General features: G+C 57.0%; 9 protein-coding genes. 6 read left to right on the top strand and 3 right to left on the bottom strand.

Annotated features, from left to right (window positions below; all coding sequences use genetic code 11):
• Window positions 1-67: 67 nt before the first annotated feature.
• Window positions 68-532: a YdeI/OmpD-associated family protein gene (locus D7M11_RS03205; protein WP_120745681.1), complete on the bottom strand. Its 465-nt coding sequence runs from the start codon at window positions 530-532 to the stop codon at window positions 68-70.
• 163 nt (window positions 533-695) lie between these two features.
• Between D7M11_RS03205 and addB the strand changes: the two genes are divergently transcribed.
• Window positions 696-4,259 carry a helicase-exonuclease AddAB subunit AddB gene (gene addB, locus D7M11_RS03200; protein WP_240040928.1) on the top strand — a complete coding sequence of 1,188 codons (3,564 nt, stop codon included), beginning with the start codon at window positions 696-698 and terminating at the stop codon, window positions 4,257-4,259.
• 42 nt (window positions 4,260-4,301) lie between these two features.
• Window positions 4,302-8,297: a helicase-exonuclease AddAB subunit AddA gene (addA, locus tag D7M11_RS03195; protein ID WP_120745679.1), complete on the top strand. Its 3,996-nt coding sequence runs from the start codon at window positions 4,302-4,304 to the stop codon at window positions 8,295-8,297.
• A gap of 83 nt (window positions 8,298-8,380) precedes the next feature.
• Here addA and D7M11_RS03190 read toward each other — a convergent pair whose 3' ends face one another.
• Both D7M11_RS03190 and D7M11_RS03185 read right to left on the bottom strand, forming a co-directional pair.
• A complete protein-coding gene (locus tag D7M11_RS03190) occupies window positions 8,381-10,180 on the bottom strand; it encodes a putative bifunctional diguanylate cyclase/phosphodiesterase (RefSeq protein ID WP_120745678.1) in 1,800 nt (599 codons plus the stop codon).
• Window positions 10,181-10,362: 182 nt separating this feature from the next.
• A complete protein-coding gene (locus D7M11_RS03185; RefSeq protein ID WP_120745677.1) occupies window positions 10,363-11,268 on the bottom strand; it encodes an AraC family transcriptional regulator in 906 nt (301 codons plus the stop codon).
• Between the two features lie 170 nt (window positions 11,269-11,438).
• Between D7M11_RS03185 and D7M11_RS03180 the strand changes: the two genes are divergently transcribed.
• The 4 genes from D7M11_RS03180 (at window position 11,439) to D7M11_RS03165 (ending at window position 16,217) form a co-directional block, all read left to right on the top strand.
• Complete coding sequence (locus D7M11_RS03180) at window positions 11,439-13,211, top strand: glycoside hydrolase family 35 protein (RefSeq protein WP_120745676.1); 1,773 nt, start codon at window positions 11,439-11,441, stop codon at window positions 13,209-13,211.
• A 192-nt stretch (window positions 13,212-13,403) separates the two neighbouring features.
• Window positions 13,404-14,210, top strand: coding sequence for a class I SAM-dependent methyltransferase (locus D7M11_RS03175; protein ID WP_120745675.1), 807 nt, complete (start codon window positions 13,404-13,406; stop codon window positions 14,208-14,210).
• A gap of 66 nt (window positions 14,211-14,276) precedes the next feature.
• Window positions 14,277-15,371, top strand: coding sequence for a M24 family metallopeptidase (locus D7M11_RS03170; protein WP_120745674.1), 1,095 nt, complete (start codon window positions 14,277-14,279; stop codon window positions 15,369-15,371).
• Between the two features lie 258 nt (window positions 15,372-15,629).
• Window positions 15,630-16,217 carry a hypothetical protein gene (locus D7M11_RS03165; protein WP_147433383.1) on the top strand — a complete coding sequence of 196 codons (588 nt, stop codon included), beginning with the start codon at window positions 15,630-15,632 and terminating at the stop codon, window positions 16,215-16,217.
• Window positions 16,218-16,236 lie beyond the last annotated feature (19 nt).

Raw genomic sequence — 16,236 nt, 5'->3', positions numbered from 1 at the left:
CCGGAAGCGAAGCTGGAAGAAATGAACAAGGAAGCCGCCCGAACTGGACGGCTTCCTTTCTTTTTCGTTATTTGGCCCGCTTGCCCAGCTTCAGCATTTCGACTGCTTTGGCGATCCGATTGGCGCGGGTTTCTTCTTTTTTGGCCGAAACGATCCAATCCACATATTCTTTACGGTGGGAATAAGAAAGCTTCGCAAATGCCTGGTCCGCTTCCGCATCGGCTTGAAGCAGAGCAAGGAAATCGCCCGGAACGTCGATAGTCCGCTCCTCCGTATCCGGACCAATAGTCACTTGGACCATGTCCCCTTCCGTTACGCCGGCGCTGTCGCGGATATTTTTGTTCACAACCAGGTAATGCGTACCGTCGCCTCGAGGCATAAGCGAACCTCGGATCGGGCAGCCGTTCACGGTACCGGCGACTTTGAACTGGCCGCGAGTGCCGAATGTCTGCTCGACTGAAAACGGGATCGGCACATATGTCCACGTGCCGGAGCCGGCCGGCCGGACGAGAGCGGCTTCGAATCGTATCATACGAATGCTCCTTTCGGGTTTGTCCTTGTCATGCAAAAGTATATCACAAGGAAAGCCGCGAGCCGATTCGGTATTGTTCTCCAATTGCTGCGTTCGCGCGGACAAACAAACAGAAGTATGCTAAAATGGAATATAAGAACATTTGTTTTCATACAGGAGGTCCATGATGGCGATTCGATACATACTCGGCAGGTCGGGGACAGGCAAGACGGAGCGCTGTTTGGGTGAAATCGGTCAACAGCTGCGCGGGGAGCCGGAGGGAGCCCCGCTTGTGCTGCTTGTGCCCGAGCAGGCAACGTTTCAGGCCGAGCACGCGCTTGTGTCCGCGCCGGGACTTGGCGGGTCGATCCGCGCCCAGGTGTTCAGCTTCCGGCGGCTCGCTTACCGCATCATGCAGGAACTCGGCGGAACGGCGCGCGTCCATATCGATGACAACGGCAAAAAGATGCTGCTGTACGATTTGCTGCACCAGCATGGGGATGAGCTGAAGCAGTTTCGGACTTCCTCCGACCAGGCCGGGTTTATCGACCAGTTGAACCGGATGTACGGCGAGTTTCGGCGGCACTTGATTACGCCGGACAAGCTGGAGTTGTTTTTCCGGCAGGCGGAGCAGCGGCAGGAGCCGGGGGAAGGATCGAACTTGCCGCTGGACAAGCTGCACGATCTGCTGCTTATATACAGGCGGTTCGAGGAGATATTGTCCGAGCACTACTTGGATTCTGAGCATTTGCTTACGCAGGCCGCCGACATGCTGGCGGAATCGTCCTACATACGCGAAGCGCGAGTTTGGATCGACGGTTTTTACAGCTTCAACCCCCAGGAGATGCGGTTTATCGGCGAGCTGATGCGTCATAGCGAACAGACGACGATCAGCCTGTGCGTTGATCGCGATTATGCTTCGTCCGATTCTCCCGACGAGCTCGGCTTGTTTTATCCGGCAGCGAAGACGCTTGTCCGCTTAAAGCGGCTGGCCGAGGAGTTGTCGGCCGAGCAGTCGGCCGAAGTTTTGGCGTGCGATCCGCCGGAGCGTTTTCGCCGCAGCCCGAAGCTCGCTCATTTGGAGAGTGCGCTCGAATATAGAAGCGGGAGAGCGTATCGCGGCCGACAGGCGGCGGATCGCGAGCTGGTGCTGGCTGCTGCGGTCAGCCGGAGAGCGGAGGCCGAAGGGGCGGCCCGCGAACTGGTCAGACTCGTCCGGGACGAAGGCTACCGCTGGCGGGATATGGCGATTATGGTGCGCAATCTCGAGCAGTACGGAGATGTGCTGGCGGTAACGTTTGCGGATTACGGCATTCCCTTTTTCATTGACCAGAGACGATCCGTGCTGCACCATCCCGTCGTCGAGCTGATCCGCTCCTCGCTTGAAGTCGTCGCCGGCAGGTGGCGGACCGACGCTATTTTCCGCTGCGTCAAGACGGAGCTGCTCCTGCCGCCGGAATTGGCCGAGACCGCCGCGCAATCGGCTGCTTTGCGGGATGCGATGTGCAGGTTGGAAAATTACGTGCTGGCCGCCGGCATTCACGGCTCCCGCTTTACGGAAGCGAAGCGTTGGTCGTACCGGGTCGGCTCGATGCTCGACGATGTGCAGGAAGGCGCGGCGGGGACGCCGGACGAGTCGTTTTATACGGAAATGGACGGGTTGCGACGGCTCGTTGCGCGGCCGCTCAAGCAGTTGGATGACGATCTTCGCAAAGCCGGCACCGTCCGCGATATGGCGGAATCGCTGTTTCGTTATCTCGAATCTACGCAAGCTGCGGCGAGGCTGGAGGTATGGAGCCGCGGCTGTCTTGAGGCAGGCGAAGTGGAAAAAGCGCGCGAGCATTCGCAGGTATGGGGCAGCGTCATCGATCTGCTCGATCAGATCGTCGAAATGCTCGGCGGCGAAACGATGACGGTCGACCGCTTTGCCGGAATCGTCGAGACCGGTCTGGAAAGCGCCACGCTTGGGCTCGTGCCGCCGTCGCTCGACCAGGTGCTGATCGGTACGATCGACCGGACCCGCTCCGGCGAGGTTCGCCATTTATTCGTGCTCGGCGCGAATGACGGCGTTATTCCGGCTAGGCCCCAGGAGGACGGCGTATTGTCCGAGCCGGAACGGGAGCGGATGACGGATGCGGGACTGGAGCTGGCGGACGGCAGCCGGCGCAAGCTGCTGGACGAATCGTTCCTCCTCTACAAGGCGCTCACGACCCCTTCCGATTCGCTCTGGATCAGCTATCCACTGGCCGACGAAGAAGGCAAGTCGCTGCTTCCGTCGGAAATCGTCAAGCGGCTCAGAGCGATGTTTCCGGCGCTAAAGGAGCGGCTGCTGCTGATCGATGCGCCGTCCGGCGAGACGGAAACCGCCGGCGGCGATCCTTACGAATATGCGGTACACCCCGGGAAGGCGTTATCCCATTTGGCGGTTCAGCTGCGTCAGTGGATAAGAGGCGTCAAGCCGGACGACGTCTGGTGGGAGATCTATAACTGGTTCGTCTCCCGTCCCGAATGGAGGGGCCAGGTGCAGCGAATACTGCGCTCGCTACTGTATACGAACCGCGAAGATCCGCTGCCGGATTCGATCAGCCGCGAGCTGTACGGAGAGCTGCTGAAGGCCAGCGTGTCGCGGATGGAACGGTTCGTCTCCTGTCCGTTCTCGCAGTTCGCCTCGCATGGACTTAAGCTTGCCGAGCGCCACGTATACCGGCTCGATGCACCCGATATCGGCCAGTTGTTCCACGCTGCGCTGAGCAAGATCGCACTTGAGCTTCAGCGGGAGGGCATCCATTGGGGCGCGCTGACCCCGGAGCAGTGCGACGAACGGGCTTCGCAGGCGGTCCAGGAGCTGGTGCCGCGGCTTCAGGGCGAAATTTTGCTGAGTTCCAAACGGTTCGGCTATATTGCCCGCAAGCTGAAACAAATCGTAAGCCGCGCCTCCGTCGTGCTCGGCGTACATGCCCGGCGCGGGGAGTTCGTGCCGGTCGGGCTCGAGGTCGGCTTCGGACCGGGACAGCCACTGCCGCCTCTCGAATTCGAGCTCGGTAAGGGCCGCCGGATGCAGATCGTTGGCCGGATCGACCGGGTCGATAGGGCCAGCGGCGACAAAGGCGTATTGCTCCGCATTATCGACTACAAATCGAGCGAAACCTCGCTGCGGCTCGCGGATGTGTTTTACGGCTTGTCTCTGCAAATGCTCACATATCTGGACGTCGTCATTACGCATGCGGAGAAGTGGCTCGGCACTCCGGCGATGCCGGCGGGGGTTCTGTACTTCCACGTCCATAATCCGCTGCTGCGGCGCAAAAATACGCTGAGCGAGGAGGCCGCGGAAGCGGAAGCTTTGAAACGGTTCAAAATGAAAGGGCTCGTGCTCGGCGATCCGGAAACGGTCCGGCTGATGGATCATTCGCTTCGCGAACGCAGCGGCCATTCCGAGCTGATTCCGGTCGCCTTGAAGGCGGACGGGAGCTTTTACCAAAACTCGTCCGTCGTCTCCGAGCAGCAGTGGCAAAAGCTGAGCGGTTATGTGCGCACGATGATCGCCCGCATAGGGGAGCAAATTGCCGGAGGCAACGTGGACATAAAACCGATCCGCTCGGGGGCGAAGCTCGCCTGCACCTACTGTCCGTACAAGCCGGTATGCGCGTTTGAGCCGATAACCGAGGAGAGCGGCTACAACCGGCTGCAGCGGATCGAGAAGGAAGCGGTATGGCAAGCGATCGAGAGCGCCGCGGGGGACTTGCGGTAGGCTGGGTTTCGGGTCACTGCACGATGGGGGAGGAAACAAGAGATGACAACGAAATGGGATCGGAATGGAGCGGAAACGCTGCCGGACAGACCACCCAAGCCGCCGGGAAGTACCTGGACGGACGAGCAGTGGGAAGCGATCCGTCTTCGCGGATCGGATATATTGGTGGCGGCGGCGGCCGGCTCCGGCAAAACGGCCGTGCTTGTGGAGCGCATTATTCGGCGCATATCGGATGAACGCGATCCTGTGGACGTGGATCGGCTACTTGTGGCTACCTTCACGAATGCCGCCGCCGGGGAGATGCGCGAACGCATACGCGATGCGCTGGAAAAGCGGCTGATCGAGCAGCCGGAGTCTGACCATTTGCGCAAGCAGATCGCGCTTATTCACCGCGCTTCGATTACGACGCTGCACTCGTTTTGTCTGGATGTCATCCGGCGGCATCATCAGCGCATCCGGCTCGATCCGTCGTTCCGTATCGCGAACGAAATCGAGACGGAGCTGATGCGGCAAGATATACTGTGCGATTTGCTCGAGGAGCAATACGATCAGAGCGGGGAAGACAGCCCGTTCTGGCAGCTTGCCGACGCTTATGGCGGCGAGCGGGGGGATGATGCCCTGTTTCGGCTCATCGGGCGTTTGTACGATTATTCGCGCAGCCACCCTTGGCCGGATCATTGGCTGATGGGTACAGCCTTGGCTTTTGAGCAAGCTTCCTCGGCTTCCTCTCCGGAAGGTTCGCACGGAGAAGACGAAACCGACCGATGGAAGCGGGTGCTAATGGCCGATGTCAGACTGGAGCTGCAGGGGACGGCAAGCTTGCTGGAGGAGGCGCTGCGTCTGTGCGAACAGCCCGGGGGGCCGACTCCGTACGACAGTAATTTGAAGGACGACCTGGCACAAGTCCAGTTGGCAGCGTCCGCCGCCGACCGGTCGTGGGGCGAGCTGTACGACGCGTTTGCGCAAACGGCGTTCGGCAAGTTGAACGCCTGCCGCGGCAAAGATGTGGACAAGTCGCTGCAGGAGAGAGTCAAGCAGCTGCGCGACCGGGCGAAAAAGCAGATCAACGATATGAAGGAAGAGCTGTTCGAGCGTCCGCCGGAGCAGTATGCCGCGGAAATGGCCGAAACGGCGCCGCTCGTTTTGAAGCTGGCGGAGATTGTGATCCAGTTCGGAGAAAGGTACCGGCAGGCGAAGCTGGCGAAAGGACTCGTCGACTTTTCCGACCTCGAGCATTATTGCCTCGATATTTTGCGCCACCCGGACTCGCTGCCGGGTACACTGATTCCGTCCGACGCGGCCGAGCAATACCGGGAGCAGTTTGTAGAAATCCTGCTGGATGAATATCAGGATACGAATACGGTGCAGGAAGCGATCGTCGCGCTGATCGCCCGTCCGGCTCCCGGCAACCGGTTCATGGTTGGGGACGTTAAGCAGAGTATATATCGTTTTCGCCTTGCCGAGCCCGGCCTCTTTATGGACAAATACCGGAGGTTCGAGCCTGCGGAGGAGGAGCGGCCAACCGGAGGCCGCAAAATCGATCTGGCGCGAAATTTCCGCAGCCGCCAGGAAATTGTAGACGGCGTCAACTTTGTGTTCAAGCAGATTATGACCGAACCCGTTGGAGAGATGGAATACGACGACGCGGCCAAGCTCGTTTGCGGCGCCACTTACCCGGAAATCGCCAGCGATCATGCCATCCAGCTTGCGCTGATCGACCGGGGCGGCGCTGGCGGGGAGGACGAATCCTCCGCGAGCGAAAACGAAACGGAGGATGCGGATGGAGCTGCCGATGCGGCGGCGGGCTTACCGGGCGTTAATCTCGAGCAGGAGGAGCAGCAGGCGGAAACGGCGCAGCTCGAAGCGCGGTATATCGCTTCGCAAATTCGCCAACTGATCGACGGCCATGCGCCCTATCAGGTGTATGACCGAAGCGCCGGCGGAGTCAGGCCGGTCGCTTTCCGGGATATCGTTATTTTGCTGCGGGCCACCTCCGGATGGGCGCCGGTTTTTATGGAGGAGCTGCGAACGGCGGGCATTCCCGCCTATGCTGATCTGAACAACGGCTATTTTACGGCGACGGAAGTGGAAGCGATGTACTCGCTGCTGCAGGTGATTGACAATCCGTATCAGGACATCCCTATCGCCGCTGTGCTTCGCTGCCCGATGTTCGGCCTCTCTTCGGCGGAGTTGGCCATTGTCCGCATCCGCGGGACGAAGAAGCCGTTTTATGAGGCGGTTATCGCCTGTTTGGAGGAAAACGAGGAGGAAGCTGATCGCGCGGCAGGCGGTGTTTCCGTCAATCCCGAGCTGCGATCGAAGCTGACCCGCTTCCGTGAGCAACTAGAGGGCTGGCGCGACGAAGCGAAGATGGGTTCGCTTTCCGAGCTGATCTGGCATATTTACCGGCAAACCGGCTATTACGATTATGTCGGCGGCATGCCGGGGGGGCTTCAGCGCCAGGCCAATCTGCGTGCGCTGTACGACCGGGCGCGACAATATGAGTCGACCTCGTTCCGCGGCTTGTTCCGGTTTCTGCGCTTCGTCGAGCGTATGCGCGAGAGCGGGGCCGATCTGGGCGCCGCGCGCGCTCTTGGCGAGCAGGAGGATGTCGTTCGCATCATGTCGATTCACAAAAGCAAAGGGCTCGAATTTCCGGTCGTCTTCGTCGCCGGTCTCGGCAAAACGTTCAATCAGACCGATCTGAACGATTCGTTCCTGCTTCACAAGGAGCTCGGCTTCGGTCCGGTATACGTGGATTCCCGGCTTCGCGTCGCTTGCCCTTCGCTGCCGATGCTGGCGATCCGCAGACGGATGAAGATGGAGATGCTCGCCGAGGAGCTGCGCGTCCTGTACGTGGCGCTTACGCGGCCGAAAGAAAAGCTGGTGCTTGTCGGCACGGTCAAATCGTTCGAGAAAAGCGTGCTCAAATGGGGACGGATGCTGGAGGAAAGCGGCTGGCATCTGCCTGCCCACGAGCTGGCCCGGTCTCGGAACTATCTTGACTGGCTTGGCCCTGCGCTAGTTCGTCACCCGCAAGCGTATCTCCTCAGAGTCGGAGAAGATACGGATCAGCCGTATCGGACACCGCCTGCTTTAGTGGACGACGAGTCGCAATGGAAGGCGGGGGTTGTTCCTTCAGCCGGCTTTGCTCAGGCGGCCGCTACCGTCGAGGTGCGCTTTGCCGATGACCGGATGGAAGCGGTAGCCCAGCTAAGACCGGTTGACAGCGGGAATGTACAGCGGCAAGCGGAGCTTGGCCGGCGATTCGATTGGACGTATCCGCATGAGGAGGCATCCGGCATGTTTTCCAAAACTACGGTTTCCGAGCTGAAACGGCTTGGAGAGCGTTTGTTCAGGGGGGAGGAGTCGCCAGGTCTCGAATGGCCGGATATGGGCGCTGGAACGCCCCGAACAGACCGCAAGGCGGAAGAAAGCGGCGAACAAGGCCGAGGTCGCGCCCAGATGTTTGATCTTGCAAGAAGGCCGAGCTTTCTTGGCAAACGTGGAATGACGGCGGCCGAGCGCGGCTCGATCTATCACGCGGTTATGCAGCATATATCGCTGCAGGGAGAGGTGACCGAGGAAGTCGTACGCTCTACGCTGGACCGGATGGTAGCGAAACAGCTGATTCAAGCCGAGCATCGGGACGAGGTTAGCGCCGCCATGATCGCTTCCTTCTTCCGGGAGCCGATCGGAAGGCGACTTTTGGCGGCTAAGCGGGTGCACCGCGAAGTGCCGTTCAGCTTCGCTCTTCCAGCTGAGGAGGTCATTTTCGACGCCTCTGCCGGGGAGGCCGTGCAGGGAGAGAGTGTGCTCGTGCAGGGGATCATCGACTGTTTGTTCGAGGAGAGCGGGGAGCTCGTGCTGCTCGACTACAAAACAGATGCCATCTATGGAGACCGGCTTGCCGAGCTGACAAGGCGATATGGCATCCAGCTCAGCATTTACGCAAGAGCGATTGAACAAATATGGCGCAGACCGGTTAAGGAAAAGGTGCTCTTTTTCTTCGACGGCAACCATATAACGAACGTGTAAACGAAAATCCCCGAATCGGCTGCTGCCGGCTCGGGGATTTTGTCGATAAAAGCTTCATCGAAAGGCTTCGATAGAAGCTTTTCTTAAAAATCATGCGAAAGCATCAAATCTTTTTCGGTCGTGTTCAGCATGTACCATTCCTCGAATGTTTCCGGAGGCATCGGCTTGCCGAACAAATAACCTTGCGCTTCGTCGCAATGGTGCTGCTGCAAATACAAATATTGCTGCTCCGTTTCCACGCCTTCGGCGGTTACGCGAAGCTTTAACGTTTTGGCGAGCACGATAATGGCGTTGACGATAGCTGCATCGTCGGGGTCTTGGTGGATGCCGCTAATAAAGGAACGGTCGACCTTGAGCGAGTCGATCGGGAACTTTTTCAAATAGCTTAGGGACGAATACCCTGTGCCGAAATCGTCGATCGATATTTTCACGCCCATCTCTTTCAGCTCCCGCAGCATCAGAATGTTACGTCCGACGTTTTGCATCGCTGCGCTTTCCGTAATTTCCAGCTCCAAAAACTCCGGTCTCATACCGGACTGGCGCAAGATGCGGCTAATAATGCCGGGCAGATGCTGCTCCTTGAACTGAAGCGGCGACAGGTTGACGCTGACGGACAGCCCCTTCATGCCTTCGTCCTGCCACTTCTTGATTTGCTTGCAAGCTTTGCGCAGCACCTGCTCGCCGAGCTGGGCGATAAGCCCAATTTCTTCGGCCAGCGGAATGAAGTCTCCCGGCGGAATAATGCCGAGGCTCGGATGGCGCCAGCGGACCAGCGCTTCGACGCAGACGACTTTCTCCGACTTTGTATGGATGCGCGGCTGGTAATAGACGAGCAGCTCATCCTTTTCCAGCGCCTTGCGCAGCATCGCTTCCATGGCGAAACGTTCCATTTGCGCTTCCGTTTTCTCCGGCGGCAAGTAGTACTGGTAATTGTTTCGGCCTTGCTTTTTCGCGCGGTACATCGCGCCTTCGGAGTTTTTCATCAGCGCTTCCGAGGTGGTGCCGTGTTTCGGATATAACGCGATGCCAATGCTTGTCGTGGCGTATATTTCATGAGGGCCGAGCATGATCGATTCGCTCAAGCATTCAAAAACGGCGCTGCAAACCTGGTTAACCTGATCTACATTGGATACTTGCGGGACGAGCATGGCAAACTCGTCGCCACCCATGCGCGCGAGAAAGATATCTTTGTCCAGGCTGGCGCGAAGCCGGTCGGCGACCGTCCGGAGCAGTGCATCCCCCGTATCGTGGCCCATCGTATCGTTTACATGCTTAAACTGATCGAGATCGAGAAACAGGACGGCCAGCCCTTTGCGGCTGCGCTTGGCCACGGCGGACGTGAGCCGGTCCTTGAACATTTCCCGGTTCGGCAGCTTCGTAAGCGTATCGTAATACGCCATCCTTACCAGATTATCCGAGGTGCTTCCTACCATGATGATCATGACGATGATGCCGAGCACGTTCATCATCGTGTTCAGCGAAAAGAAGTTTTGCCCCTGGACAACGGCAAGCAAGGCGATCTCGCCTACCGAGAAGGCGCATATGACGAGAGTTGTTCGGATGCCCAGCTCGGAGGCATAGAGCGGGAGCAGGAATAAGAGCAGCCATGTAGGACTGACGCCGGTATGCCATTCAGGAAGAACGTACACCAGTGTCACGATGGCCATGTCGATGAACACGATGAAAGCCAGATTCGGCATTCTAAGCAATTGGCTCAAATCGCCGACCATATAAGCCCGCTGCACTAAAAACATGGTGAACAAAATGGACATCAGGGCAAGAACGAGCAAAATGAACTGCTTCTGGCTGACAAACATTACAAACAATACCGCAGGAAAAATAAAATGCCCGAGAGCAAATACTTTTGCGTTTTTTTGGTTCATGCGATTTGGCCAGCACCTCTCGCAAAATATGGAATCCGACTGCGCCAAATAAAGGCGGAATTGGCGATCGCGTTATGTACGTATCTCCAAAACAGTATACATTATTTTCATATAATGTTCTATGAAATCGTCAAATTTTGTCGAAAAACGCGGGAAACGCCGCCCGATTCGGCTGCCACCGCTTATTCGCGTTTCGGTCTGTACTGCATCGGCGAGACACCTGTCCAGCGTCGAAATTGCCGGGAGAAATGGCTTAGCGACCGAAAGCCGAGTTCGAGCGATATATCTTCGACGGACATGCTGGTCGTTACGAGCAAAAGTTTGGCCCGGTTTTCGATCAGTCGGCTGACGTAGCGGCGGGGCGAAACGCCGTATACTTTCGTAAATGTTTTCGTGCACTGGCTGCGGCTGATATGAAGCTGATCGGCGATTTGCGTGATCGTTTGCTCTGCCGGGGCGAGTGCCATTTGCTGCAAGCGTTCCTCGACCGCATGGGCGATATCCGTCTCCAGCGCCGAAGCCGCTGACACTGGCTGCATATGCTGCGCCGGGAGAGGCTCGCGCTCCGCGACATAGCCGGTTATTTGATGAATGAGGAGCAATATGCAAGCCTGCAGCTCGATTTTCGTTGCGGGTCCGAGCCGAAGCGGGGGCAGCTTGCCGGAATGCTGCTGCGGCTCCTTCGTCATGCCGTCGCTCATCAACTGCTCGATCCGCTCCATATAACCCGGCAGCTTGGTCCGCTTCGCCTCAGACCCGGTCAGTAGACCGTAGTCTCTCGCGCTTAACGTTTTTCTCAGCTCCGGGTCGTCGATATCGAAGTGGACGTTGAAAAACGAATAGGGCGCGTCGGACGCGTTTTCCATTCGATGTTTTACTCCGGATTTGATCCAGATCCAATCTCCCTCGCGCAACGGAGTCGCCATTCCGTTCGTGTAATGGACCGCTTCGCCGCCGAAGCAGTATAACAGCTCGAATAGATGATGATGATGGTTCGGGTACGACCAGCCCGGCGGCTTGACGCCGAATCCGCAGCCCGAAATTTGCAGGGTGCTTGTCATGTTCGGGAAATACAGCTCCATGTCCATACAGCCTGTTCACCGCCGTTCGCAGTATGCTATGTCTGTATTATAGGACTGCGAGCAGTGATTGCACAAATGGTCAAAAAAACGGACGAAATGCACATGGTGCCAAACGGGACGGGCGACTATTATAACAAGAGAGAACATTTTCGAATGCGAAAGGTCGGGACGAAAACATGGCGCTTCTTGAAACGTTAAACGGACAATTTCTATATGAAGGTAAACCGCTGCAGATTTTAGCCGGCGCGATTCATTATTTCCGAACGGTGCCGGAATATTGGCGGGATCGTCTGATCAAGCTGAAAGCTTGCGGTTTCAATACGGTGGAAACGTATGTGGCTTGGAACCTGCACGAGCCGAAGCCGGGTGTCTTCAATTTCCAGGGAATCGCCGATATCGAGCGGTTTATCCGGACCGCCGGAGAGCTCGGGCTGTATGTCATCGTCAGGCCGAGCCCGTACATTTGCGCGGAATGGGAGTTCGGCGGTTTGCCGGCATGGTTGCTGGCCGACTCCGACATGCGGCTGCGCTGCTTCCATAAGCCTTTTCTGGACCGGGTAGACGCTTATTACGATGTGTTGATGCCGAAGCTGAAGCCGCTGCTGTCGACAAACGGGGGTCCGATCATCGCGGTTCAGATCGAGAACGAATACGGCAGCTACGGCAACGATACGAAGTATTTGGACTATTTACGGCAAAGTATGATAACTCGCGGCATCGATGTGCTGCTGTTCACCTCAGACGGACCTACTGACGCGATGCTGCAGGGCGGAACGGTGCCCGGCGTGCTTGCGACGGTTAATTTCGGCTCGCGGCCCGGCGAAGCGTTTGCGAAGCTAAGGGACTATCAGCCGGACGGCCCGGTCATGTGCATGGAATTTTGGAACGGCTGGTTCGATCATTGGGGCGAGCATCACCATACGCGGAATGGCGGCGATGTGGCTGCTGTACTTGAAGAGATGCTCAAGGAAAACGGCTCCGTCAATTTCTACATGTTCCACGGAGGAACGAATTTCGGTTTCTTCAGCGGAGCGAACTGCCCGTCTCCGGACGTCTATCAGCCGACCATTACGAGCTACGATTACGATGTGCTGCTATCGGAAGCGGGAGATCCGACAGACAAGTATTATGCGGTGCGCGAGGTGTTGGCCCGTTATACGGATGTGCCCGAGCTTAAGCTCCCCGAGCCGTCTGCAAAGCTGGCATACGGACGTGTCCAGATGGCGGCGAAAGCCGGATTGTTCGCCAACCTGAACGCCTTGTCGGAGCCGGTGGATTCCGTTTATCCGGTGCCGATGGAGAAGCTTGGGCAGAATGACGGCTTTATTTTGTACGAAACCCGTATATCGGGGCCGCGCCCGGCTCACGAGCTTCATTTGCAGGACGTTCGCGACCGTGCGCTTATATTCGTGGACGGCCGTTATATGGGCGTGATCGAGCGGTGGAATCCGCAAGCGAAGGTAAGCTTCGAGGTACCGAAGGAAGGCGTGAAGCTGCAAATTTTGGTGGAAAATATGGGCCGGATCAATTACGGCGCTTATTTGAAGGATGCCAAAGGGATTACGGAGGGTGTTCGCTTCGGCTACCAGTTTTTGTTTGACTGGACGATTCGTACGCTGCCGCTTGACGAACTCGGACGCCTCGACTTTACCGGAAGCGAGGATGGCGAAACGCCGGTCTTTTACAAGGGCGCCCTTCACGCGGAACAGGCTGCGGATACGTTCCTATACCTGGAAGGATGGACGAAGGGCGTCGTGTGGGTGAACGGCTTCAATCTGGGTCGTTATTGGAACCGCGGACCGCAGAAAAGCTTGTACGTTCCCGCTCCGCTGCTTCGTCCCGGGGCAAACGAAATCGTCGTATTCGAGCTGCACGGAACCGAATCGGGAGAGGTCGAGTTTAAGGCTGAGCCGGACCTGGGCAGCACGGAACCGCCGCAAAAAAACTGAACTTTATCGAATCGCTGTCACATGGCATCATCTTCCGCTTCGCTGCGGAGGGTGAGGCTTTGTGCGTTTTTTTGCGTTATTCGGTGTTTGCAGCAGTTACATTTCATCAAGGATGATGTATACTGAGTATGTGGTTCGTTATATGAAATTAAGTTTCGTTAGATGAAACAATTGTTAGGGAGAGTGCTATAAATGCCCATCGATTTTCACGACTCTCGTAACCGTTACTCCTATTCGTCCCGGAACGCCGATGAAAGCTGGGGCGAGCTTGTAAACCGTCTGGTGCCGGTTCAAGGCAAAATGGTAGCTGATATCGGATGCGGCGGAGGCATCTACTCGAAAAAAATCGCGGAGATGGGAGCTGCGGAAGTAGTCGGCGTCGATTTTTCCGCTTCGCTGCTGACGTCGGCTGCAGATAATTGCGCCGGGCTGGAGCAAGTCCGGTTTATGCAAGGCGACGCCCGGGCTGTGCCGCTGCCGGACGAATCGTTCGACATGGTCGTCGAACGGGCGCTTATTCATCATCTGAACGATCTGCAAGGGTGCTTTGCCGAAGCCTGGAGAGTTCTCCGGCCGGGCGGACTGCTGTTCGTCCAGGACCGTACGCCGGACGATTGCTTGCTGCCTGCCGGCGAGGCTCCGATTCGCGGCGCTTTCTTCGAACTGTATCCGCGACTGGCCGCTATCGAGACATCGCGGCGGCATCGTTCCGAAACGGTTATTAGCGCTATGAACGAAGCCGGATTCGGGTCCGTTGGAGAACAAAAATGGTGGGAGACGAGAAGGCGGTACGCTTCGTTTCGCGAGCTCGCGGACGACTTGACAAGCCGGCTCGGCCGCTCGATTTTGCATGAACTGACGGACGACGAGCTTGAGGCTCTAGTGCTCCACCTGCAGCAGAAGCTGCCGCACAGCGACATCGTAGAAGCGGACCGCTGGACCATATGGATCGCTCGAAAGGGAGACAACAGTTCCACATCTGAATCGGTGGTGATATAGAGGAGATTCGGGCGACGGCACCGAATACTCGAAGCAGGACGATGATCTAGGGGAGGAGCGAAAGAAATGAACGAGAACTTTTATAAGCAGCGGCTCAGTAAACTGCAAAGCTTGCTCGGGAGCACCGGGAACGATGCGATTGTCGTTGCGTCCGCAGCCAATCTATTTTACTTTACCGGCGTCTGGATCGAAGCTCATGAGAGACTGCTGGCACTGGTGGTGCGCAGCAGCGGGGAGACATGTCTCCTTGCGCCGGATCTGCACCGTGGCGAGCTGGCGGATGTCGGCTTCGACACCGTTTTTTGGCGTGACGGAGAAGATGCTTCGAAACTGCTTGCAGCCCGGTTAGAATCGTGCACGAACGTCGCCGTGGATGGGGCGTGGTCCAGCCGTCATCTGCTCGGGCTTATGAAGCATCGGCCTAATGTGCGCTGGAGCGACGGGGCTCCCTTGCTCGGAACGCTTCGTCAAGTGAAGGACGAACGCGAGCTGGAGCTGATCCGGCGATCGGCGGAAACGTTAAACCGCGTCATGAGCGCGTTTGCCCCTCGTATTCGTGCGGGCCGCAGCGAATCGGAGCTGCTGGATGAGCTGCTGGAGTTGTGGAAGCGGGAAGGCATTCGCGATTTGTCGTTCGACCCGACCGTCGCGACGGGAGCGAACGGCGCGAACCCGCACCATACGCCGGGAGATTCCGTCGTCCGCGAAGGGGATTTGATTATTATCGATACGGGCGGCGTGCTTGACAGGTATTGCTCGGATATGACCCGAACGTTTTGCGTCGGGGAACCTTCCGAGGAGCAGCGCGCCGTCTACGAGCTTGTGAAGGAAGCGCATCTAGCAGGCATACGTGCGGTGCGTCCAGGGGCGACGCTAGCGGATGTGGACCGGGCTGCCCGTTCCGTTATCGAGGCGGGCGGATACGGAGCTTACTTTGTTCACCGGACCGGTCACGGGCTCGGCATTGACGTTCACGAGGAGCCGGCCGTTCAGGCCGATAACGATGAACTTATCGTACCCGGGATGGTGTTCAGCATCGAGCCCGGCGTTTATTTGCCCGGCAAATTCGGAGTGCGGATCGAAGATATCGTTATCGTTACGGAGAACGGCTGCGAATCGGTAAACGCTGCGGTAAGCAAGGAGTTGACCGTCCTTCGCTAAGCTTTTTGGCGAACGGGCTTATTTCTGGTATGATGGATGTTAGCAATCAATACATTTTGGAGGGAGTCTCCGACTTCAATGGCTAACATTACGTATACAAATCCTTACGACACTAATGGTATAGTGGACTACTTTATGGAGAATGATGAACATCTAATAAATAATCCTGTTTTTACTGATTTTAATAATATTGTTATTTTGAAAAATAGTCTTTTTTCCGTTCTATCCCAAATCAACACCGAAAAAGAATTTCACGACATGTTAAATTACAAAAACCTGCTGTACAAGCAGCTCGTACATTACTCCGATTCGATCGAGCAGAGCGAGGAACTGAAGGAAGATTACCACGAGCTGATCGTGCATCGCATTTATATTGGGACGGAAGTCAAAATACTGAGCTGGATTTATCAGGAGATGTACGGGGGGGAGCCCGATCTCAGCAATCCGGAAAACAATTCCCCGCAAGGTTTTTTACGTTACTTGAAGCTGAACTGCAAGCCGGATGTGACGGCGCATTTTATCGGTCTTGCGCTGCGGCAGTATGTGGTTACGAAATACCCGGAAGAGGCGTTTTACGCAGATGAAGCGGCTTTTACCGGAAGCTACAACTTTTTGGCCGAGTTCGTGCTGGAAACCGATGATGTCGACCGGATCGTAAAGACGGTTGCGGAGCAGCAGGAGGAGCTTGTATGGCTTCGAGACCAGCTAATCGCCTCAGAGGAGAAGCTCCAGCAAACGCCCGATGACTCGGCAACGGCCGAAGAGCAGCAAAAGCATATCGTCAACTTCATGACGGAGCGGCTGGAGATGGAGTTTTTGTCCCAGATCGTCATCCGCTTATTTTAAGCGAAAGCAGGGGAGAGCG

The organism is Paenibacillus ginsengarvi, from assembly GCF_003626695.1.
GTDB classification, from domain to species: domain Bacteria; phylum Bacillota; class Bacilli; order Paenibacillales; family NBRC-103111; genus Paenibacillus_AB; species Paenibacillus_AB ginsengarvi.
Note: the sequence above shows the minus strand (reverse complement) of the source record. Positions and strands in the feature narration are given on the sequence as shown.

Coding starts and splice junctions, on each gene's coding strand:
- D7M11_RS03205 (WP_120745681.1), bottom strand. CDS start 532: ATGATACGATTCGAAGCCGCTCTCGTCCGGCCGGCCGGCTCCGGCACG.
- addB (WP_240040928.1), top strand. CDS start 696: ATGATGGCGATTCGATACATACTCGGCAGGTCGGGGACAGGCAAGACG.
- addA (WP_120745679.1), top strand. CDS start 4,302: ATGACAACGAAATGGGATCGGAATGGAGCGGAAACGCTGCCGGACAGA.
- D7M11_RS03190 (WP_120745678.1), bottom strand. CDS start 10,180: ATGAACCAAAAAAACGCAAAAGTATTTGCTCTCGGGCATTTTATTTTT.
- D7M11_RS03185 (WP_120745677.1), bottom strand. CDS start 11,268: ATGGACATGGAGCTGTATTTCCCGAACATGACAAGCACCCTGCAAATT.
- D7M11_RS03180 (WP_120745676.1), top strand. CDS start 11,439: ATGGCGCTTCTTGAAACGTTAAACGGACAATTTCTATATGAAGGTAAA.
- D7M11_RS03175 (WP_120745675.1), top strand. CDS start 13,404: ATGCCCATCGATTTTCACGACTCTCGTAACCGTTACTCCTATTCGTCC.
- D7M11_RS03170 (WP_120745674.1), top strand. CDS start 14,277: ATGAACGAGAACTTTTATAAGCAGCGGCTCAGTAAACTGCAAAGCTTG.
- D7M11_RS03165 (WP_147433383.1), top strand. CDS start 15,630: ATGTTAAATTACAAAAACCTGCTGTACAAGCAGCTCGTACATTACTCC.